Origin of the sequence: Microcoleus sp. AT3-A2, assembly GCF_036705685.1 — a bacterium.
Taxonomy (GTDB): domain Bacteria; phylum Cyanobacteriota; class Cyanobacteriia; order Cyanobacteriales; family Microcoleaceae; genus Microcoleus.
In genome coordinates, this window is the sequence record NZ_JAUBVF010000004.1 from 85,588 (window position 1) to 106,652 (window position 21,065).

The 21,065-nt window shown below is 46.7% G+C and carries 17 protein-coding genes and 1 CRISPR repeat array (1 of these 18 running past the window's edge); of the genes, 8 read left to right on the top strand and 9 right to left on the bottom strand.

The window, feature by feature from the left end; genetic code table 11:
- Nucleotides 1-298: 298 nt before the first annotated feature.
- Nucleotides 299-601, top strand: coding sequence for a calcium-binding protein (locus tag QUB37_RS04310; protein WP_333159440.1), 303 nt, complete (start codon nucleotides 299-301; stop codon nucleotides 599-601).
- Between the two features lie 36 nt (nucleotides 602-637).
- The gene (locus tag QUB37_RS04315) at nucleotides 638-796 is read left to right on the top strand and encodes a hypothetical protein (RefSeq protein WP_333159442.1); all 159 of its coding nucleotides are present in this window, start codon (nucleotides 638-640) and stop codon (nucleotides 794-796) included.
- 140 nt (nucleotides 797-936) lie between these two features.
- On the opposite strand, the gene QUB37_RS04320 is transcribed toward QUB37_RS04315, so the two are convergent.
- Nucleotides 937-1,920: a GNAT family N-acetyltransferase gene (locus tag QUB37_RS04320; RefSeq protein WP_333159444.1), complete on the bottom strand. Its 984-nt coding sequence runs from the start codon at nucleotides 1,918-1,920 to the stop codon at nucleotides 937-939.
- A gap of 710 nt (nucleotides 1,921-2,630) precedes the next feature.
- Here QUB37_RS04320 and pap point away from each other — a divergent pair.
- Together pap and QUB37_RS04330 are read left to right on the top strand one after the other, a co-directional pair.
- A complete protein-coding gene (gene pap, locus QUB37_RS04325) occupies nucleotides 2,631-4,118 on the top strand; it encodes a polyphosphate:AMP phosphotransferase (RefSeq protein WP_333159446.1) in 1,488 nt (495 codons plus the stop codon).
- A 270-nt stretch (nucleotides 4,119-4,388) separates the two neighbouring features.
- Nucleotides 4,389-5,468, top strand: a complete 1,080-nt coding sequence (locus QUB37_RS04330; RefSeq protein ID WP_333159449.1) for a YdcF family protein — start codon at nucleotides 4,389-4,391, stop codon at nucleotides 5,466-5,468.
- Here QUB37_RS04330 and QUB37_RS04335 read toward each other — a convergent pair.
- Nucleotides 5,465-5,809, bottom strand: a complete 345-nt coding sequence (locus QUB37_RS04335; RefSeq protein WP_333159451.1) for a hypothetical protein — start codon at nucleotides 5,807-5,809, stop codon at nucleotides 5,465-5,467. The two genes, QUB37_RS04330 and QUB37_RS04335, sit on opposite strands and share 4 nt — an antisense overlap.
- Nucleotides 5,810-6,258: 449 nt before the next feature.
- Here QUB37_RS04335 and glsA point away from each other — a divergent pair, with 449 nt between their 5' ends.
- Nucleotides 6,259-7,185, top strand: coding sequence for a glutaminase A (glsA, locus tag QUB37_RS04340; RefSeq protein ID WP_333159453.1), 927 nt, complete (start codon nucleotides 6,259-6,261; stop codon nucleotides 7,183-7,185).
- A 357-nt stretch (nucleotides 7,186-7,542) separates the two neighbouring features.
- On the opposite strand, the gene QUB37_RS04345 is transcribed toward glsA, so the two are convergent.
- The 3 genes from QUB37_RS04345 to QUB37_RS04355 all read right to left on the bottom strand — a co-directional run bounded on the left by QUB37_RS04345 (nucleotide 7,543) and on the right by QUB37_RS04355 (nucleotide 11,427).
- Entirely contained in the window at nucleotides 7,543-9,357 is a 1,815-nt protein-coding gene (locus QUB37_RS04345) for an adenylate/guanylate cyclase domain-containing protein (protein WP_333159455.1), read from the bottom strand.
- 393 nt (nucleotides 9,358-9,750) lie between these two features.
- Nucleotides 9,751-10,857 (bottom strand): FecR domain-containing protein, encoded by a 1,107-nt coding sequence (locus tag QUB37_RS04350; RefSeq protein WP_333159457.1) that lies wholly within the window; start codon nucleotides 10,855-10,857, stop codon nucleotides 9,751-9,753.
- 243 nt (nucleotides 10,858-11,100) lie between these two features.
- A complete protein-coding gene (locus QUB37_RS04355) occupies nucleotides 11,101-11,427 on the bottom strand; it encodes a hypothetical protein (protein ID WP_333159459.1) in 327 nt (108 codons plus the stop codon).
- A 99-nt stretch (nucleotides 11,428-11,526) separates the two neighbouring features.
- On the opposite strand from QUB37_RS04355, the gene petP reads away from it, so the two are divergent.
- Nucleotides 11,527-11,727 carry a cytochrome b6f subunit PetP gene (petP, locus tag QUB37_RS04360; protein ID WP_333054278.1) on the top strand — a complete coding sequence of 67 codons (201 nt, stop codon included), beginning with the start codon at nucleotides 11,527-11,529 and terminating at the stop codon, nucleotides 11,725-11,727.
- Nucleotides 11,728-11,966: 239 nt separating this feature from the next.
- Nucleotides 11,967-13,061 carry a Get3/ArsA fold putative tail anchor-mediating ATPase NosAFP gene (locus QUB37_RS04365; protein ID WP_333159461.1) on the top strand — a complete coding sequence of 365 codons (1,095 nt, stop codon included), beginning with the start codon at nucleotides 11,967-11,969 and terminating at the stop codon, nucleotides 13,059-13,061.
- A gap of 367 nt (nucleotides 13,062-13,428) precedes the next feature.
- On the opposite strand, the gene QUB37_RS04370 is transcribed toward QUB37_RS04365, so the two are convergent.
- The 4 genes from QUB37_RS04370 to QUB37_RS04385 all read right to left on the bottom strand — a co-directional run bounded on the left by QUB37_RS04370 (nucleotide 13,429) and on the right by QUB37_RS04385 (nucleotide 18,474).
- Nucleotides 13,429-13,578, bottom strand: a complete 150-nt coding sequence (locus QUB37_RS04370; protein ID WP_333159463.1) for a hypothetical protein — start codon at nucleotides 13,576-13,578, stop codon at nucleotides 13,429-13,431.
- Entirely contained in the window at nucleotides 13,578-13,892 is a 315-nt protein-coding gene (locus QUB37_RS04375; protein WP_333159465.1) for a hypothetical protein, read from the bottom strand. The genes QUB37_RS04370 and QUB37_RS04375 overlap by 1 nt, the downstream gene beginning before the upstream one ends.
- Nucleotides 13,893-14,177: 285 nt before the next feature.
- Nucleotides 14,178-16,244, bottom strand: a complete 2,067-nt coding sequence (locus tag QUB37_RS04380; protein ID WP_333159467.1) for an elongation factor G — start codon at nucleotides 16,242-16,244, stop codon at nucleotides 14,178-14,180.
- 316 nt (nucleotides 16,245-16,560) lie between these two features.
- Nucleotides 16,561-18,474, bottom strand: coding sequence for a heavy metal translocating P-type ATPase (locus tag QUB37_RS04385; RefSeq protein WP_333159469.1), 1,914 nt, complete (start codon nucleotides 18,472-18,474; stop codon nucleotides 16,561-16,563).
- Between the two features lie 161 nt (nucleotides 18,475-18,635).
- Between QUB37_RS04385 and QUB37_RS04390 the strand changes: the two genes are divergently transcribed.
- Nucleotides 18,636-19,736 carry a precorrin-8X methylmutase gene (locus QUB37_RS04390; protein ID WP_333159471.1) on the top strand — a complete coding sequence of 367 codons (1,101 nt, stop codon included), beginning with the start codon at nucleotides 18,636-18,638 and terminating at the stop codon, nucleotides 19,734-19,736.
- Between the two features lie 407 nt (nucleotides 19,737-20,143).
- Nucleotides 20,144-21,065: direct repeats of the CRISPR family, unit length 37 nt; unit sequence GTTTCAATCCCTGATAGGGTTTTATGGTTTTTCCGAC (it continues 3,396 nt past the right edge of the window).

Consider the following 21,065-nt stretch of genomic DNA (forward strand, 5'->3'; position numbering starts at 1 on the left):
TATTACCTCTTCATAACCCTTAAATTCTGAATCGAATGGTAGTTCTGCTTCAGGATACTCCAGGATTTTTTCTAGGTCAACTTTGACCAGAGATTTTTACTACTTTTAATGTGCTTTTTTGGTGCTTTTCGCTCTTTTTCGGATGAGTAGTTCTCTTTTAACTTTTTCGCTCCATTAGCTTTGACCTCTGGTTTGCCTTGTTCTCCTTTCAGGCGATTGTTTTCGTCTTTTAATCTTTGATTTTCTGACCTTAATTCTCTGGTTTCTGCTTGTAATTGCTCGAATTAGGTTCAGCAATATGGAAACTGTACGACGCAATGAAGGGAATGACATAGTGCTTGGTAGTCAGGGAGATGATTACCTGTTTGGAAACCAGGGCTCGGATACTATCTGTGGCGGTGAAAGTAATGATTTCATCAGTGGTAACGAAGCAGCAGATATCCTGGGAGGGTGCGAAGGAAATGATACTCTTTACGGAGGGCTAGATAACGATACTCTCATGGGTGGGAAAGGCTCTGATATTCTTTACGGAGACTTGGGGAATGATAGTTTGATTGGCGGTAGCGGCAACGATATCTTTGCCTTAAAAGCTGGTCAATGATTTGATATTATCGCTGATTTTACCATCGGTCAAGACTTGATTGGATTAAGCGGAGGTTTGAGTTTTGGTCAGTTAGCAATCACTCAAAATACTCAGGGAACTCTCATCAAAAATGTCTTGACAGGAGAGGAGTTAGGTGTGATGATTGGAGTGAGTGCCAATGCGATTACATCCGCTAATTTCCGGTTGATTTAGGAAAGGAAGGAAAGTGCGAGATCCCCTTGAGTAAAAAAGAGATCTCGCATCAAAACCAAAGAAACCGGGTTTTTAACCGAATTTGCAGGCTGTAACGCAGTATTTTCGCAAAAACCCGGTTTCTGACCACCCTAACGAATTTACGCTGTCTTAGCCCACTCGATCCAAGTTTCCATCGGGCGGAAACCGACTGATTTGTAAAGCTTTGTGGCCCCCGTCAAACTGTCAGCATCGACGCTGAGTTTCGCAGTATTTGCACCTGCTGCTTTTAAGGAGTGCAAACCCGCCAGCAGCATCGCTTTTCCTAAACCCATTTTCCGAAACTCGCGCCGCGTACCCAACAATTCAATCCAACCGTCTTTTGTGCCGCTGCGGGCGTTTTTTTGGGGTTTTATTTGACAGTCGCAAAAAGCAGCAAATTTGCGTGAAGCGAAGCTATCCCGCAGGGAATCGCCCGAAACAGCAATCAAATCTAATTCGGGTTGATAATTCGGATCTTGCATCCAATAACGCACGGTTTCCGCAGTTAAATCGTGGTGATTCCAGTGATCGATAAATGACTGGTTGAACATCTCTACCCAAGGTTGGATGTCTTGTTCTCCTGATACGTGTGTCAGCGCAAAATCTGCGGGAAATTCGGGCGTGGGAATCGGTTCCGCGAGGGATCTGGCCATTGTCCAAAAATAGCGATCGACCTCAAAGCCCTGTTTTCGTAACAGCCGCATTTCATCTGTTTTATCCTCCCGGCTGTAGGTACGCAATTTCGCGGGCAAATTCCGTTCTTTTCCTACTTCGCCCAGCCGCTTTTCGCCCCACTTAATTATGTCTTTTTCTAAACCTTCGCCGCGCAGGTTTGGATGCACGTAAAACCAGAGACAAGCGTCTATTTTCTCTGGGGAATCTGGCATATCTAGGAGTGCTAAACCGATTAGTTTGTAATTACCATCTTCCCACAACTGCACGTCGCGGGCTTGGTCGAGTTTGGGTGCATCAAGTATTAGCTTGAGTTCAGTTGCTGAGACTTCTTCGCCGAGTCGATCGACTGCTTCGCAAGCATCGATTAAATTTGCGATCGCGCACCAGTCAGTTTCGCCCTTGTAGGAGCGTGTTGTCAAGATATTCATAGAAAACTTGCAATCCGTAATTTCGGACTGTTCCTCTTAATTGGTATGGGCAAACAAGTACAGTGAATTTCTTGCAAAAATCCGAGTTTTTGATTATTAACCGCAGATGAACGCGGATAAACGCGGATGCAATGCAGATTTATTGTGGTGTCGATAAAACTCAGAAACCTGTTTATATCACCCAGGCTTTCAGGTTTTATCTCATAGCGCAATCATAAAAATTGGTTTGCCCTTTTGGGCTAGTTTTGTATGGGAGTTTATGGCTGGATGTCGATGAGTCGCGCTCTCTTTCGTTACAAGCTTGGTGCTTAAGTAACTACTATTGTTTGAATAAATTTTCTACAGCTAAGTAAAGAAGTTGTCACCCCCACCGGGTAGTTGATTTTTACTTTTGCTCTGTTTTACAATAAATCCTTTTTCAGGGATTTGTGGCTCCTCCTGTTAACTCGCCCGATCGGGGGAGGGGAGAAATTGAACTTATTTAAAAGTTCCCTATTTCAACTATAACCTGAGCTATTTTTTTTTGCAAGTTTGAAATCGAGGGATTCTTGCTAGTATTAACGAGGCTGGCATTTGATTGCAGGAGCGCTCCGGCTTTTAACCAGCCGTAACTGTAATTTTTATAACGTTTTTCCCGGAGGTAAGGATTTAATTTTATCCAAACGTTAAACTAACCTTAAACTGTTTTTTCAGATTTATATGAGGTAAATATGCTCGACAACCTCGATTTAGATATCTCCCTCGATAAAGAAACCTACGAGGCCAAGATAGAAGTTTTAATGAAACAGTTGCGATCGCTCCAACTGGCCTGCAGGGAAAAAAAATTGCCTGCAATCATCGTCCTCGAAGGCTGGGCCGCCGCCGGTAAAGGCGCGCTGGTCAAAAAAATGGTGGGGTATATGGACCCGCGGGGGTTTGCCGTCCACCCGATTTGGCCGCCGTCAGATGCAGAAATGGGCTATCCTTTCCTGTGGCGGTTTTGGCAGAAACTTCCTGCCCGTGGCAAAATTGGTTTTTTCTACCACAGTTGGTACACTCACATTTTAGAAGACCGATTGTTCGATCGAGTCTCCGACGCAGAAGTACCGACAGTTATCCGGCAAATCAACGCCTTCGAGCGGCAGATGGTTGATGACGGCGCAGCAATTGCCAAATTTTGGATTCACTTGAGCAAAAAAGAACTCAAGCATCGGCTCAAAAAACTAGAAGACGACACCTTACAAGCTTGGCGAGTGCGGCCCGAAGATTGGAAACAAGCCAAAAAATACCAAGAATACACAAATTTGGCAGAAGAAATGATAGCCCAAACCGGCACGGGCCGCGCACCTTGGACGGTAGTAGAAGGCGATTGTCAACGGTGGGCGAGAGTCAAAGTTTTAACGCAAATGGCAGCGACAATTACAGAAGCATTGGACAGACTGCCGATGCAATCTGCACCCGTGGAATTGCCACCTCAAGAAAGCTTGCAACCCACCGAACCCGACTTGCTGGCCCAAGTAGATTTAACTCAATCGCTGTCGCCCGACGAATACAAACAGCAACTTCGCGAGGAACAAACCCGTTTTGGGAAACTGCAACAAAGCATCTACGAAGAGGAAATCCCCGTATTAGTGCTGTTTGAAGGTTGGGACGCCGCCGGTAAAGGAGGAGCAATCAAACGCTTGACCGACATATTAGACCCCCGCAGTTACATAGTTAATGCCTTTGCGGCGCCGACAGACGAAGAAAAAGCGCACCACTACCTCTGGCGGTTCTGGCGACGGCTGCCAACGGCTGGTAAAATCAGCATTTGCGATCGCAGTTGGTATGGTAGAGTGCTGGTCGAGCGAGTCGAAGGATTTGCCACCGAACCCGAGTGGCGCCGAGCTTATCAGGAAATTAACGAATTTGAGGAGCAACTCACCAGTTTCGGTTGTGTCTTAGTTAAATTCTGGCTGCACATCAGTCCTGACGAGCAACTAAAGCGGTTTACAGAGCGACAAAACAATCCATTTAAACAATACAAACTCACCGAGGAAGATTGGCGGAATCGCCAAAAGTGGAATTATTATGAAGTGGCGGTGAATCAAATGATTCAGCGCACCAGCACGCCGCTTGCTCCCTGGACGCTAATTGCGGCGGATAACAAGTATTATGCTCGTGTTAAAGTAATTCAAACGGTAACGCAGGCAATTCGGAATCAACTGAAGCGCCGATAAATTGGGATTGGTGAATCGGTAACAGGTAATGGGGAAAAAAATAGGCAGAACAAAGCAGGGTTGAATTGTCAATTCCACCTGCGGCGTGCTCGATCCATTACCAATTACCAATCAACTATTACCAGTTATCAATTACCAATTAACTGTCAGCAATCTGTGACTGGAAGTAGCGGGTTTCACCCTGCAACCAATGGTTGATAGCTGACAGGAAGCGAGCATTAGGATAAATGCGATCGGACTGCGTTATTCGCGAAAGTTAAAAACCCACCGATGCCCGTATTTCCTCCCGCAGCTAAATTCGCGCTCGTTTCCAAAACTTCTGTACTAATTTATGAAGACACAGAATATTGCAAGATGCCAGAACTATTAGCTCGCATTCTATTTCTATTCCTCCTGTTCTCATTGATCAAATCGTGGTGGGATCAATCAGGGGGCAAAGACAATCCGTTATTAGACCGGCTGCGCGTTTTGCTACTGATCAGCCTTTTGATCCTAGCTTTTTTTGCGCCAGACACCCCGGTCGGAGCAGCGATTTTCGGCCTAATAGCCTTCTTCTTTAAGCCGCTGGGTTTTTCCATCACTCTGCTGGTGATTGCATCGGCGCTGATCACGAATGGAGGCATCCGCAACCCGGCGCCGAGAATGATCCTGGCAGCGCTGCTAGTTTTGATCCTTTCGAGTATGCCAGTTGTCGCTTACTGGTTCGCCGAACAAGCAGAACGGGACGCCGCTGCCGCCGTCCGCACAGCTTGCTGCGATGAAACTGCCGCGGCGATAGTTCTCCTGGGCAAGGGAACCACTCAGCCTCACATCCCCAACCGAGTAGCGATTCAACTGACAGATACAGGCAATCGCCTGCCCTATGCTGCCGTTTTGTACCGCCAAAAAGTGGCACCGATGGTCATCGTTACCGCTGGCCCTAGACCAGAATTGGAGGGTTATGTTGGCGAAGCGAAGGATATCGAGACTTTGCTGGCAAACAACATGGGCGTGCCGCGCAGCAGTATCGTTCTCGACGATAACGGCAGCAACATACGCACCAGCGCCCAAGAGGTGAGAAAGATACTCGACAGCCGTGGCGCCCCGCGCAAAGTCATCCTGGTAACATCTGCGATTCAGATGCGCCGTGCCAGCCTCGCTTTTGCCAATATGGGAATCCAGGTGATTCCTAGGGCTACCGACTTCTACACTTTTCAACCCACATCAGGAGGGAAATCCAGTAGACTCCGCTTAGACGCGGGAGATTTTTTGCCTAGTGCAGAAGCTTTGGTAACTACGACGCGAGTATTCGATGAATATTTCGGGTCTTTCTATTACTATTTGCGCGGCTGGCAGGCTCCCAGGGCCTAAAGTGGCAAGTTGCTGGTGTTTTTCTTAGCCAACAGCGACTGCTCCCCAGATTGGTTTAAAATCTGATGAGAATGAGACCTTTGTGGGGAGCTGTATTTTTTTCTCATTCCGGCGGGGTCACCGACGATCAAGTTTGCCATGAATGCAAACAAAACCCAAAAGATAACTGGCTCCCACTGGGATTTTTTGGGCGTTGCTTCTGGGGTGGTGACAGATTCGACATTGACTTTGATATCTAATTTGCCTTCAATTTCTTTGCCTTTGAGAACTCCCTCCTTGCACACACCCTTAAAAATCATCGGAGCGGGCTTTGGTGCTTCTGCTTTCGCTTCATCTGCCATTTTTTTATCCTGGTTTTGGTGAATCCGGTTGGATAGTACATTCTTAAAGGTTCGGGGGTTTTCCGGACAGGATTTGACGAACTCTGAAAGAATTAAGTTAAATATGCACCCCGCCCCTTGCTGGGGCTTAAATATAAGAATCTGAAGGCATTTCCAGCTAGTGCTTCTTTGTTTTGGCTAGCAGCGTTGCCTTGAAGCTGCTACTTATATATCGGGGTGAAGGGGAGATTTTTATGCAAAGTACAGGTTTTTTATGAAAAATTTATTTGCTACCGGCGGGCCGAAACGTCAATAGCCTGAAGTTCGAGCTTGGTTTATCTCCCCGAAGAAACCCAGTTTCTTTCCGCAGCGGGCCCAAGTGACGCAATTCGGTTAATAAACGGGGTTTCTGGCTCACTATTGCGCCAGGAATGCCAATCTAAAATTTAAAGTGATCGAAATAATCGAGAGTGAAAATCTCCAGCAGCCAACTATCTTCCTTGCAACCGGAACAACTGGAAGCTTGGGCAAAAGAGGCAATTAATCGCAGTAAATCTGGTCAAATCCCTGGGTACATACCTCTCCTAGCGCAAGCTGACAGACAAGGGTTTGCAGTGCAAATTCGGGCAATTGACGGTCAATTTTTGAGCTGGGGTAGTATTCCTCAAACATTCCCGCTGATGAGTGTAGTCAAGCCTTTTGTGCTGCTTTATTTGCTGTGCGAATTGGGCGAAAAAAGGGTATTTGACTGCGTTGGCTGTGAACCTTCGGAGCTGCCTTTCAATTCCCTAACTCAACTCGAAATAGACCAAGGAAAGCCGAGAAACCCGATGATTAATAGCGGGGCGATCGCCCTAGCGTCTTTGATTCCCGGTCAAAATGCTGTGGCGCGCTGTCAAAACTTGCTCGAATGGTTAAATCAACAGGCAAACAGTCAGTTATTTCTTGATGAGTTAATGCTCGATTCAGTGAAGACAAATCCGAATCCAAACAATTGGAATCTAGCCTTGAGAATGGTAGAATCTGGTTATATTCAAAATGCAGAAATTGCTTTAGAAACCTACAACCGCGTCTGCTGTTTGTCGGGAAGTGTGGAGGATTTAGCTAAGCTGGGGATGGTTTTGGTAAAAAGTGGCGATCGACAAATCGGCGAAAACAGCCGTACAGTCAAAGCACTGATGGCAACTTGCGGTTTGTACGAAGCATCCGCCCGCTTTGCGCTGCGGGTGGGGTTGCCGGCCAAGTCGGGAGTTAGCGGGGCTTTGCTGTCGGTAATTCCGGGCCAGGGGGCGATCGGCTTTTACAGTCCGCCCCTGGATAAAGACGGAAATTCTGTCGGTGGCTTATTTCTGTTAGAAAAAATAGCTAAAACTTTGCGGCTCAGCGTATTTGATTAGATTGGGAATTGGGAATTGGGAATTGGTCATTGGGAATTGGTCATTGGTCATTGGGAAACAATATAATTCCGTAGGGTCGGGTTTTACGACAATATCTAATCAGTAAAAACCAGCTTTATAAACCTGCCCCCACACCGCTAATAATCTACCTCAACCAACACGGGCGATCGCCTGAAAAAATGTATATTTCGATTTACCGTGGGGCGACGGCGGGTTTTTGAGATTATTTGTTTGAGGCGTAGATTCTCGAAAAACCCGCCCCTACAACCAATATTTTAATTCCCCAGTATGAAGTAATTGGGCCTAATTAACAGGACATAATATCACAACTAATGCCCCATGCCCCATGCCCGATAACTAATGCTTTTCACCCAAAATAGCATAAACCACAGTCTCTTCTTTTTTGCCGCGCAATTGAATAGATCCAACTTTTTGGCCTTCGTAGCGATCGCGCACGTAAGAAAAAGTCCTCGCCGTCACCAACAAATTAAAAGGACTGTCAGAAACAATTTCCTTATTCATCGCCTCCAATCTAGCAGCAACGTTGACAGCATCGCCGATCACAGAATAATTCAAACGCCGGGAACCGCCCACGCTGCCAGCAACTAACTGCCCGGTATGCAAACCGATGCCAAACTTAATTAAAGGTTTGTGTTCACTTCTAAGCTGCTGATTAAGTTGGTGCAGCCGTTCGTGCATCGCAATACAAGCCGCAACTGCATTCAAAGCATCTTGTTGAATTTCTGCATATTCGGTATGACAAAAAGGCACTCCAAAAACTGCCATAATTGCATCACCGATGTATTTATCTACAACGCCACCGTGATCCATAATACAGTCAGTCATCGCTTCCAAATAATTGTTCAACCAGGTGAGTAAATCTCGCGGTCGCATTTTTTCGGAAATCGAAGTAAAACTACGAATATCCATAAACAGCACCGTTGCTGTAAGTTCTTGAGGTTCCAGTTCTCCCTGTTCAAATATCTCAGCTTTGCGTTGCCAAATAAGCTGAGCAGTCTCTGGATCGACGTGCTTTTCAAATAACCTCATCAACTGCTGCTTTTCGTACTGTTCCCGCAGTTGCAAAGCAGTGCCAGATAAAATGAGGGTGCCGATAGGCGCGGCAATCGGCACCCACCAAAAAAAGAAGCCAAATAACAAAGCTGCAGCCCCAATCCAAATTATAGGCAAACCGAGAGCGATCGCAATTCTCTCTTTAACACCTCGGTTGCCCAGAACCAAAGCGGTAAGCGGGCCAATCCCCAACAATAACAAAATTTCTAGCAGTACCGGCAGCCGCCGTAGCAAGCGTTGATTGAGCAAATTGTCAACCAATGCTGCATATAAATAAACCCCAGCCGTAGTCTTGTTGAGAGGTGAAGATATCGGATCGAAACCGGTAGCAACTATGCCCACTAAAACTAACTTATTGGTCAGAGCATCTGGGGGAATTCTGCCTTCTACGACATCAACAAAAGCATAGGTAGATAGATTTTCTGTTTTACCCGGCCAGTTAATCCAAACTTTTTTTGCCTGCTTATTTTTTGACTTTGGAAGCAATACTGGATCTTGGGGATTAGCAGCATTGTACCTGTGAGTCATTGCTAAACCGAAATTAGGAATCCCGTTGAGAAAGATTTTTGACTCGCGGGTAATACCGTCGCTATCAGCTTCTTGGCCGATGTGGCCGACACCTGCGGCGGCTGCTTTTAAAGATGCTACGGGTTCTTCTTTGATGGTGCTGGCGAGTACAACTTTGCCGTTAGCAGCGATTGCAGTGGCTAAAATATCATCTTTCGGACTGGGATCGAGGAAAAGAATGTCAAAACCAACTGCTGTAGGGGGAGATTTTTTCAGCGATTCTAGGAGTTGGGCGTAGCGGTTGCGGGGCCAAGGAAATTGACCGTATTCTTGCAAGGAATTCGGTTCGATCGCAATTACCACAATTCTCTGATCCCATCCGGGATTTGGCAAAATTCCCGATTCTCGAATTTGAAATAGCGTTTTGTATCCCAAATATTCAAGGGGTTTCCACATTCCCAATTGCAGCATGGCGACAGACATTATACCTACTACTGCCCCTGTTATCCAGGGAGGGTTTGTTGCTATATATTGCCGGAGGCCGATTAGTTGATTGTGTTTTAGATAATCAATCCATTCTTTGAACTTCATGCAATTAATTTGACGCAATAATTCACATTCGAGTCCGAACTTCGAGAGGAGTGAGAGTCAATCGATTTTAGATTTTAGATTTTAGATGTTAGATTTTAGGGGCGACCCCACGGATAAATTCGGCGACTTTTTTATCGGATACAGGTTTTTTATTTCTGGGTTCTGAGTCTGCGAAGGAATGAATCCGGGGGCTTGTATCCTGGATGCTTTCGGTCATGAAGTTTTACAATACCGTAAGGGCGAAGGGTGGGGGCAAAATTGATTTATTTTGACTCCCGATATTCACCGCAAAATGCTTCGCACCTACACAAAATAATCAACCCAGAAAGGACTTAGGATCTAACTCACGTCCTCAGAGACTGCCCGCGTATATTACTCGCGACGATAGGTTGTTTAGCGAACTGCGAAGCTGTAATGCCTTTCTGTGACTGACGGGCCTCGCACTACGATTTTGAGGCGACGGCTTGGAGGTAAAATTCCTTGGATTTTGAAGTTACCATTTCGATCGATCTTAATTTCTTCGTTGTTGACATAAACCGTGTCGATCGGGTTAATTTGAGCGCTGAGGCGATAGATATTGCCGCTGAGTCTCAACAACCTGCGGACTTTGAGTTGAGCTAGGCGAGGACTCGCGGAGGGCACCACGGGCGAGGTTTGAGGGAAAATTGTCGTGGCGTTGCCGCTGTTGACAACTACTTCCGAGTCGGTGTTGTCCGATACTACTACTGCACCTTCAATGGTTTCGACTGCGGTTTTGCCGCCACCGACGCTGACGCCAAAGGATGTGCCGCGAACTCCGGCAACACCTTCTGGGGTTTCAACCCTGACTGGGGCAGTTTTGGCAGAACGGGTTTTTTGGGCAATTTGACTGGATTTGCCGAGTCCGCTGAAGGTATTGAGGGCTGCTATTTGGTTCGGCGGGATAATTGTTGAGGTGTTGGCTGCGGGAGTTGCAGCAGCAGTTTTGCCGATCGACAACCTGACTCGCCCCCTGCTGACAAAAATCGCTGTGTCTTTTTCGCCACCTGCACTGCTTGACAAATTGGATATTCTGACTGCGGTTTTTTCGCCAACTTCCACGGTGCCAACGTTATTGTCGATGCCTAAACGGGCTGTGGAATTGCGGCCGGTGATGATTTCGTCTCCGGGGGCAAGTAGCCGATCGCCCACGACCGCTGGCCGCCCTTTAAAACTGACTGTACCGCGAATTTCTTCTATTTCGAGCGATCGCCCCGTCGCTGTTCCCTGAGCCTTTATCGTCTCTGCTGGGGATGGATTCGCTGCCACTGTTGCCGGATTTTTGGGAGATTTTGAGCCTATTGGCAATGCTGGCGGTCGATCGACTGAGACAATTTTAGTAGTGTTGGACGGCTGTTGGGGGGATCGAGAGAGCGGACTGGCGATCGTCCCACGAAAGGGCGACAGACTCGCCAGTACAGCCAAGGACAAACTTAGGAGGGGAATTTTGGTCGATCGCCCACACGTAAAAATTTTATTCATAATTTCAATTTTCTCATATTGAAGTTCCTCGACTTCATTTCCTGTATCAGACGGCATACATCCGGAAATCGTTCCATTTTTTATGCCGTAAAAAAGCCGCAAAAATAAACTTTATCAGCCTGAAAGTTTAGCATTAAAACTTTTTTTTAGGGTCATATTTTAGTAAACTGTTACAACATGGCAGTTTCCTAAACTCTGACCTTCGGAATTTTGTGCCAAGCTGACTCAAAGTGTTCTGCAGCATCAACTTTCGCCGATGTCAACGTTAGAGAGCGCAGATTTATATATAGCAAACATAAAATTAATTACTGCCTGTGAATGCCTTTTGGCTTCTGCCGGAAGGATGACTAATTGGGGATAAATTGTGTAGTTGTGGCAATTAATGAAAAGATGCTTTTTGCGAAGCAATAAAAAATAATTATCTAAGTGGTGAACAGCCTCTGCCAGTGGAGCTTGCCGCTGTGAAACTTTATGAAGCAAACCCAAGCGAATCAGGGTAGACGATCGACGCACTCCGACTAGAATACCGTCTTTTAGGGAAAGTTGGTGGAAATTTCGATGGAAAATCATAGGGAGCGATCGCCTGCGGGTGTTGCTGTTCCGAAGTAGACGCCAAACTGTAAAATAAACGGTTGTATATAGGTTATATAGAGCAGGAGAACAATTTCAGTGGCAATAGAAGTAGGTCAGAGAGTTAAGGTGCGCCGTCTCAGAGATCGGATACCTGCAAATATGGTGGGCAAGATAAAGGAGAATCCAGTAGGCACTGTTGACGGATTCAGAATGGTTGACGGTAGCGGAGTAGGCGTGGTTGTCAAGTTTGACGGTTTTGCGACTTGGTTCTTTGAAGATGAGCTAGAACCCGTTTAACAGATGTAGAAGGAAGAAGGAAGTTCGGCAACGGATTCTGTAACGGATGTAACGGATGTAACGGATGTAACGGATGTCAGTCCGATGGAAGAAGGAAGAGGAAAAATTTTCCCAATTCTTCCCCTCTCCCACTCTCCCACTCGCCGACTCTCCTCTTCCTCCACTCTCCCCCCTCCCCCACTCTCGCTGAAGGTTGCGCTTAAATGTTAAAGAGTAAGCTTTGGCAGTGAGAACAGAAAATGGCTTTGATTTTGACATTTTTGGGCAAAGGCGGCACTGGCCGCAGTACGATCGCGATCGCAACAGCTAAAAAATACGCGGCTCAAGGCAAGCGAGTTCTGCTGCTCGGTCAAGATCCGGGCCCTGCATTAGGTATTCTGCTGGGGGTTCCCCTGACTCTCAACCCCCAGGAAATCGCCCCCAACCTCAAAGCAGTTCAGGTGCAAAGCGCGCCGCTGCTAGAACGCAGGTGGGACGAAGTTAAACAACTAGAAGCTCAATATGTCCGCACTCCGTTTTTCAAGCAGATTTACGGTCAAGAATTAGGAGTATTGCCGGGAATGGACAGCGCGCTGGCGTTGAACGAACTTCGGGAATACGAGGACAGCAAACAATACGATGTAATTGTTTATGACGGCAATGGCGGCATGGATACGCTGCGGATGCTGGGAATGCCGGAAATTCTGAGTTGGTACATCCGCAGATTCCGTCAAGCTTTGGTAGATTCGGATTTGGGGAAAGCGCTTTCACCTTTTATTCAACCGGTTGTCAGTACCGTGTTGACGGTGGATTTGTCGGGAGACAATGCTTTTCAATCTACTAAGCAAGTCGATAATCTTTTGGATAAGGGTAAGGAAGCGCTGGCAGATCCGAACCGCACGGCGGCTTTTTTGGTGACGACTGGGGATGCAAGTGCGATCGCAACTGCTCGTTATCTTTGGGGAAGTTCTCAACAAGTTAGTTTGACTGTGGGCGGTGTCATTGTTAATCAAGCACCGGTTACAGAAGCTATTACTGGCGATTTTGATCCTTTGACGGCTGTTTCGGTTCCGGCGCACAGTGACAATAATTGGCAGCCGCTAATTGATGCTTTGCCAGATTTTTCGGAGGCTGCAAAAGCTCCTAAACCGATTAACATAAACATTGCACAGCGTCAAGTTAGTTTGTTTTTGCCTGGGTTTGACAAGAAAGAAATTAAATTGATTCAATCCGGGCCGGAAGTGACGATCGAAGCGGGCGATCAGCGGCGCAATATTTTGCTGCCTCCGGCGCTAACTGGAAAGTCTGTTACTGGTGCTAAGTTCCTAAACGGTTACTTGATTATTTCTTTTTAGGGTAAGGAAGAAGGCACTCTAAGAGATTTTGACACGGAGACACGGATGAATTATCGAGTTCTCTAATATCCTGTGTTGTTGATTCGCGATCGTATAATTTGTGCGATCGTAGTGGCGGGTTTCACAAACCAGAATCGCTGAGAAAAAACAATCTCGAAAACCCGCCCCCACCCAACGAACAATCGAAATGTACATTCAGATTGGCCGTGGGGCGGGGGCGGGTTTATTTATCCTTTGAATGATTGCCAATATTTCTGGTGAAACCAGCCCCTACGAACGACGGAATTGATATCATTTACAATACAATATTATTAGCAGGCAATTTGGGGAAACAGTAATGGTTACACAACAGCAATCTCCCGACAAATCAAATATTATCTACCCGGATGACGTGGTTGCCGTAGCGATTTAACAAGATTCCGATTAATGTTGAGTAATCGCCAACTCCAGTATTTGCAAGCAGTTCATCGGCTAGAGAAACGAATTTAGATGGCATTAATGCCCGAACTTGTGCCATTAAAATTGCTCCTCTTCATCATCTAAATTTTCTTTTGCTTTCTTTCCTTTTGCTTTCTTTTCGTAAGTAATTTCGCTAACAACTTGATTGACCATCATCAGACCCAGAATTGCAGATTCTACGCCGTTAAGCGCTTGAGTAATGGCATTTTGACCTTCTGATGTATTTGAAAGTTGAGAGTTCTGATTTAAGCGTCTTTCCAAATTATCCAAAAAGGTAATTGCTTGATTGATTTCGTCAAGGTTACAAAAATCACTACCCTCCTCTATTTCTACAGTTTCAGCGGTTCTTGTGCGGATGTATTCAATTGTCATTAGTTTTGCTCCTTGTTTACACCGTAAAGATTAAAAAACTGAGCTTTCGGAGCGGTTTTAAAGCGCCCTTTTGATGCAGCACACATTGGCTATAGCAGGTTTGCACTACGACCAATGATGAGCAGTTCTCCGATGAGGCACAAACTTTGCTGGAACAAGAACGATCGCGATCGCAAGCTTTAGAATTAAGACTCCGAGAAATGGGAATCGATCGCAATGAATTGTAATTGCAACTCGTGCAAAAACCCGGTTTATTCAAGAAACCGGGTTTTTTAAGACAATTACCTAACTTTTGCCGTTACCATTCCCATTGCCGCCAGTCGTTAGCAAAACCCGCTTAGCTAAAGGTTCCGGCACTTCTTGCAATCGATCGAACTCCCAATTAAAAAATCCGACTCCCATGGTCTGCGATCGCAATTCTACGATCAAATTCTGCATTTCTGCGATCGGCAAATAAGCAGAAACTGCATCCCATCCCTTCCAGCCTTTTTTACCTTCGTAGCCGAGAATTTGGCCGCGGTGTCCGCTGACCAACTGCAACACCTTTGATGTACACTCGTTCGGAGCGCAAATTTCAACTTTGGCGATCGGCTCCAGCAATGCCGGTTCGCACTTGGCCATTCCCTCCTGCATCGCCAAACGCGCCGCTTGCTTGAAAGCTTGTTCGGAACTGTCCACAGAATGATAGGAACCGTTCGTCAGCGTCACCGCTACGTCTACCACCGGGAAACCCAGCGGGCCGCGATCCAAATACTCGCGCACTCCCACTTCCACGCCGGGAATGTACTGTTTTGGGACGACGCCGCCGACTATTTTGTCGCTAAAGGTGAAACCTTCTCCGCGAGGCTGCGGTTGAATGTCGAGGTACACGTCGCCGAATTGTCCGTGTCCACCGCTTTGGTGTTTGTAGCGCCCGTGGATGGAAGATGCAGGTTTGCGGATGGTTTCTTTATAGGGCACTTGCGGTAAGTGAGTTACCATCGGCAAGTTATACTTGCGGCGCAACCTGTCTAAAGCTACTTTCAGGTGGATTTCGCCTTGACCCCAAAGTATACTTTCGTGAGTGTCGCCGTGCTGTTCCCAGACTAAAGATGGGTCTTCTTCTAGCAATTTAGCTAAAGCAGAGCTCAGCTTAACTTCATCGTTGCGCTTTTCTGGGACGATAGCCAGTGCGTAGACAGGCGGGATGATTTCGGCTTTTGGCAATTCTTCCGATCGGTCTAGGGCCAGCGTATCGCCTGTTTTCAAACCTTCTAGCCTTCCCACAGCCACAATTTCCCCCGCGCTGACGGATTGCAAACTTTGCGTTTGCTGGCCGGTCAAGCGATACAAACCGTTAACTCGAACGCCGTTCAAAATTGCTCCATCTGCCAGCGTCCCCCGCCACATTCTCACTAACGATAGTTTCCCTCCCTGCGGTGTGTAATAGGTTTTGAGGATTTGAGCCAGAACTTTGTTTTCACTTTGTATAATGCCACGGCGATCGGCTGTAGTTTCCGGTGTCGGCGCTTCCCTCAGCAAAGCTTCCAGCAGAGGCCGCACGCCGAAATCTTGTTCGGCCATGCCGATGAATACTGGCACAATTAAATCTGCGCCTAATTCCATCTTTAAATCGCGGGTAATTTCTTCGGCGTCGGGATTGATTTCTTCGAGCAATTCTTCGAGTAAATGGTCGTCAAAATTCGCCAATTCTTCGAGCATTTGCTGCCGCGCTGCGCTTTCTTGTGCTTTGAGGTGTTCTGGAAGCGGGACGGGATCTGCGGCGGCGCCCGGATGGTAGTGATAAGCTTGTTCGGTTACTAAGTCGATAAAACCGATGATTTGTTCGTTTTTGCCGATCGGATATTGGTGAGGTACGATCGGTCTGCTGGAAACGGATTTGAGCGCGTCGAGTACCTCGGTGAAGTTGGTGCCGCAAGTAGTTTCGTCTGTGTAAGCTCGATCGATCTTGTTGATGAAAACTAAGTGGGGAATTTCCCAATCGTCGAGGAATTTAAACAGGGGTGCGAGGGTTAAAGTGCGATCGGCAACGGGTTCGCAAACAATTATCGCCGCATCCACACCAATCAGCGCATTGTAAGTTTCTTGGGCAAATTCTACCGAGCCCGGACAGTCGAGAAATGTGAAGCGGACGCCTTCATATTCAGCGGTGGCGGCGTTTACTTCTACGCTCATTTGGCGATCGCGCGCTTCCGGCGAACTATCACCTATTGTGTTGCCATCTTTGACATTTCCTTTGCGGGTAATTGTCCCTGTCACCGACAGCAAACTTTCGAGCAGTGCGGTTTTACCGCTTAAATAAGGGCCAACAATTGCAACGTTCCGCGCGGCCCCAATGACTTTTTCGTTCATAATAGCCTCCAACAGAAAACTTGTTTTCCATTGCTCTTGGTGCAATCTGTTCTATACCATTTTCTAGACTTTTTCTAGGTTAATTTTTATTGCAGTGTCGAGCAATTTCAGATTTTGGTATGATTCTATACTTTTGACGCTAGCGTATTTTGAGGGACGCAAACACAAATTGTAGTTTTTCTTAATGTTTTGAATTTTTAACCGCAGATGAAGGCAGATTGACGCAGATGAACGCAGATAAAACTCTCGTTCCCAGGCTCTGCCTGAGAACGCATTTCCAGAGGCTCTGCCTCGATTAAATCGCGGTTTTTGGTGTCTAATTTCTCAGGAGGCGCAAACCGCTTAAGGTTACTATTACTGTAGAGCCTTCGTGACCGATGACGCCCAAAGGCATGGTGATATTTCCGAAAAAATTAGCCGCCAATAACAGGACAATGCAACTGAGTGCAAAAACAATGTTTTGTTTGACAACTTTTTGAGCGCGGCGGCCCAAACTAATTGCTTTAGCTAGTTGCTCTAACTTGTCTGCCATTAATACTATATCAGCAGTTTCTAAAGCAACATCGCTGCCGGAAATTCCCATCGCAATGCCCACGGAAGCTTGGGCGAGGGCGGGGGCGTCGTTGATGCCGTCTCCCACCATTGCTACAGTTTGATACTGGGTTTGCAGTTGTTTAATTGCCTGCACTTTGTCTTCTGGCAAAAGTTCGGCGTACACTTCTTTGATGCCTATTTGACTGGCGATGTGTTGAGCTGTTTGCTCGTTGTCGCCGGTTAGCATAATTATATGTTCTACGCCTAATTTTTGCAAGCGTTTTACCGTTGCTGCTGCTTCTGGGCGGATGGTATCTGCTACTGCAATGATTCCCAAAAGCTGCTCGCTTTTTGCCACCCAAACAACGGTTTTACCTTCGGCTTGCAACTGCTGGCTGATTTGAGCTAATTCGGAAGTTGCTTCGACAAATCCGGCTTTACCAATGGCAATGATTTGATTGTTGACTTTGCCTATAATTCCTTGACCGATTTTTGCTTGTACATCGGTAGCGGTTGACAATTGTAACTGTTGCTGCTGGGCGGCGCTGACAATTGCAGAGGCGATCGCGTGTTCGGAATGAGCTTCTAGGGCTGCTGCCAATTGCAGAACTTCTGTTTCAGTATATCCGGCTGCTGGTACAATTTGGATAACTTCAGGTTTTCCCGTGGTGAGAGTTCCGGTTTTGTCAAAGGCGATCGCCCTGACTTTACCAATCATCTCTAATTGCGCGCCACTTTTAAACAAAATCCCCTGTCTCGCCCCATTAGCAATTCCCGAAAGCAGCGCGGGCATAATCGAAGCCATCAGCGCGCAGGGGGATGCTACTACTAGGAAAATCAGCGCCCGATAGATTGTCTCTTCCCAATTCCAGCCCAAAACAAAGGGCGGCAAAGTTGCCAGCAGCAAGCCTAAACAGACAATTAATTTGGCATAACCGCGCTCGAATTTTTCCACAAACATTTGAGAAGGCGGCGCTGCTGTTTGCGCTTCTTGAACTAGCCGAATCACTCGCTGAATCAAGCTGCTTTCTGGAGTTTTATACACTTCGAGTTTCAGCGCGCCGACACCGTTAATTGTACCTGCATAGACTTCATCGCCGCTGGTTTTTTCCACGGGCATCGATTCGCCGGTAATCGAGGCTTGATCGATCGCACTGTAGCCTTCAATAATTATCGCATCTGTGGGGATGATTTCTCCGGGCTTGACTAAAATGTAATCGCCAATTTCCAATTTGTCGATCGCCACGAACCGTTCCCCGCCGTACATTACCACCCTAGCAGTATCCGCAGTCAAACTCATCAAACTGCGGATGCTGCGTTCAGTCCGCTGCATAGCATAACCTTCAAGCGCGCCGCTAATTGCAAAGATTAAAATCAACACCGCACCGTCAACAATTAAATGATATTCTTGCCGCCACAGCCCCAAACCGGCCGCGCCCAAAGCAGCGACAATCATTAACAAATCTACATCTAATTCGCGTTCTTGAAAAAGCGTAGTTAAGCCTTCGCGGGTACTGGAATAGCCGCCGATAACATAAGCTGCGGGCAAAATTAACACGGCTACACCCAGCCAGCCGAATTGCAGCGCTAGCGAACCCAAGATTACTAGAATTCCGCACAGGGCGGCAGTCACAGCATCTGGATGTTCTTCGGCTACGTGGGAGATGCGAGAAAGTGACAAAAAATTAGAAGTCATTTGTAAAGCTTGATTTGGTAGAATGACTCCTGTAGCCTAAACATTGACATCAATGTCAATGTCAAGAGTAAAACCAAACAAAATTACAAAACTCAATAACCATCCATACCCATCTGCGTCCATCCGCGTTTATCCGCCCATATCTGCGGTTAAAAAATCCAATGCAAGAATACCTGACAATCAAACAACTTACAGAAGCGGTAAAAGGCACAATTACCCCTCGGATGGTGCGACATTATCACGCTTTGGGGCTGCTATCTCCGGCTGTACGATCGACCTCTAACTACAGACTGTACACCCGCAGCGATGTGCAAAGACTGCAAAGAATAGTTGCACTCAAGCAGCAAGGCTTTCAACTGTCTCACATCCGCAAACTGTTAGAAACTGACGCGGATGCTTCGCCAGACCCGCTGATGGCGACTCTGCAACGGCAATATCTGTCGGTTATTCAGCAAATTGTTCGCCTCAGAGAAACGGCTTCGGCGCTGGAAGGATTGCTGGGGCGGGATATTTTCTGTCAAGCGGTGCAAGCGGACGCCTTGGCGCAATTAAGGCTGTTGCAGGCGGAAACTGAGGGGGGGTTGGATGAGTTGGAACAACTTTGGGAGGGTTGGGATGCGGGGGCGCACACTCACCCGGAGGATTTTGGGGAGTCGTTGCAGCTTTTGTTGCCGGATTTGCCTGATCGCTCGGAAATTGAGGTAGACTTGCTTTCTAAACTGGTGTTAGCTTGCGGAGATTGTTCGCTGCTGCCGTTTGTGAAGTTGAGCGCAACGGCGATTAAATCGGCGCGGGAAGCTTTGAAAAATCAGTGTCAAATTGTGGCTGATGTGCCGCCTGTTTTTGCTGCTTTGGATGGGACAAGATTGGCGCATTTGGGAACAAGTATTGCAACTTTAATTGATGATCCGCACATCAATGCTGCGGCAGAAGCTGAACAGGAATTCTGGCGGCAGGGTGAGTGGTTTGATAAGTTGTTGAAACTGGAAAAAGGATGTATATTAGTGATAGGATATGCGCCGTCTGTGCTGATGGCGGTTTGCGAGGCGATCGAGTGTGGGCAATTGCAACCGGCTTTGGTAGTTGGAATGCCGATCGGTTTTAGTCATTCTCCGGTGGCGAAACGGCGGTTAGTGCGATCGGGTGTTGCTTATATTACGACTGTGGGAACTTTTGGCGGCGGATTGTTGGCGGCGGTTGCTTTGAATGCTTTGGTTGAGTCTTTGATTGAAAAGCCGAATTGTCACTGTCATCTCAATTGAAAATGGGATTTAGGTTTATTGTGGCTTAATTTGTATTTTGCTGCTGCATCTCAATTCCCGATGCGCCGGAATCATATCAAATCCGCGCTTCATAGTGCGTCCTGGTAAAGTCGAGTCAAGCTGCCAAAAAATATCAGCCCAATTTTCAGTTTTTCGAGTCACAGTCAACAGTCATGTCTGAGTGCAACCGCGAATGATATCATACCCGATTTAGTTTCAATCTTTGAGAGGGATTTAGGTTTATTGCAGCGCGCTTGGACTTTGTTTCAATCCCTGATAGGGATTTATGGTTTTTCCCGCTACATTGTCCGAGGCGAAAGCCTTCCAATACAGGGTTTCAAGCCTTATATCGGGAAATATGGTTTTTCCGACACGATTGGCAGGCGATCAATACAATCTTCAGTTAAGTTTCAATCCCTGATAGGGTTTTATGGTTTTTCCGACTTTAAATGTTGCCGATCGCGCGGATGAGTTGATATTGTCGGTTTCAATCCCTGATAGGGTTTTATGGTTTTTCCGACACTTTACAAGTGACGGCGGATCGCCTATGCCTAAAGTTTCAATCCCTGATAGGGTTTTATGGTTTTTCCGACTTACTACAGGAGCGTCGAGTCGTCCGGGGATGCCTTCGTTTCAATCCCTGATAGGGTTTTATGGTTTTTCCGACGCTAAATCGTCCACACCGTACATATTCCTTTCAGAGTTTCAATCCCTGATAGGGTTTTATGGTTTTTCCGACCTAATTTCCTCCTTGCAAGTATTACTCATTATACTGTTTCAATCCCTGATAGGGTTTTATGGTTTTTCCGACTTCTGGTTGGGTATCAATCAGCCGCCAGAGAAAGTTTCAATCCCTGATAGGGTTTTATGGTTTTTCCGACGGAAGAAGGTAGATTGTCTTGTGTCTGGCATTCCGGTTTCAATCCCTGATAGGGTTTTATGGTTTTTCCGACTTTATTCGGGTAAGCTTACAGCTTTACAAGCAAGTTTCAATCCCTGATAGGGTTTTATGGTTTTTCCGACTTGTGTCTGGCATTCCGAACGTCGCCAGATTGTGTTTCAATCCCTGATAGGGTTTTATGGTTTTTCCGACTTGTCTCAGTTTCCTAGACCGTTTGACACTGAACGTTTCAATCCCTGATAGGGTTTTATGGTTTTTCCGACTTTCGACCCTACCAATCATGCTCAAATCTTTACCCCGTTTCAATCCCTGATAGGGTTTTATGGTTTTTCCGACCGGTTTTGCTGCTGAAAGCGCATACCAAATGGCAATGTTTCAATCCCTGATAGGGTTTTATGGTTTTTCCGACACCCGAATCTAATCCAGAA

Coding starts and splice junctions, on each gene's coding strand:
- QUB37_RS04310 (WP_333159440.1), top strand. CDS start 299: ATGGAAACTGTACGACGCAATGAAGGGAATGACATAGTGCTTGGTAGT.
- QUB37_RS04320 (WP_333159444.1), bottom strand. CDS start 1,920: ATGAATATCTTGACAACACGCTCCTACAAGGGCGAAACTGACTGGTGC.
- pap (WP_333159446.1), top strand. CDS start 2,631: ATGCTCGACAACCTCGATTTAGATATCTCCCTCGATAAAGAAACCTAC.
- QUB37_RS04330 (WP_333159449.1), top strand. CDS start 4,389: ATGCCCGTATTTCCTCCCGCAGCTAAATTCGCGCTCGTTTCCAAAACT.
- QUB37_RS04335 (WP_333159451.1), bottom strand. CDS start 5,809: ATGGCAGATGAAGCGAAAGCAGAAGCACCAAAGCCCGCTCCGATGATT.
- QUB37_RS04345 (WP_333159455.1), bottom strand. CDS start 9,357: ATGAAGTTCAAAGAATGGATTGATTATCTAAAACACAATCAACTAATC.
- QUB37_RS04350 (WP_333159457.1), bottom strand. CDS start 10,857: ATGAATAAAATTTTTACGTGTGGGCGATCGACCAAAATTCCCCTCCTA.
- QUB37_RS04355 (WP_333159459.1), bottom strand. CDS start 11,427: ATGATTTTCCATCGAAATTTCCACCAACTTTCCCTAAAAGACGGTATT.
- QUB37_RS04365 (WP_333159461.1), top strand. CDS start 11,967: ATGGCTTTGATTTTGACATTTTTGGGCAAAGGCGGCACTGGCCGCAGT.
- QUB37_RS04370 (WP_333159463.1), bottom strand. CDS start 13,578: ATGGCACAAGTTCGGGCATTAATGCCATCTAAATTCGTTTCTCTAGCC.
- QUB37_RS04375 (WP_333159465.1), bottom strand. CDS start 13,892: ATGACAATTGAATACATCCGCACAAGAACCGCTGAAACTGTAGAAATA.
- QUB37_RS04380 (WP_333159467.1), bottom strand. CDS start 16,244: ATGAACGAAAAAGTCATTGGGGCCGCGCGGAACGTTGCAATTGTTGGC.
- QUB37_RS04385 (WP_333159469.1), bottom strand. CDS start 18,474: ATGACTTCTAATTTTTTGTCACTTTCTCGCATCTCCCACGTAGCCGAA.
- QUB37_RS04390 (WP_333159471.1), top strand. CDS start 18,636: ATGCAAGAATACCTGACAATCAAACAACTTACAGAAGCGGTAAAAGGC.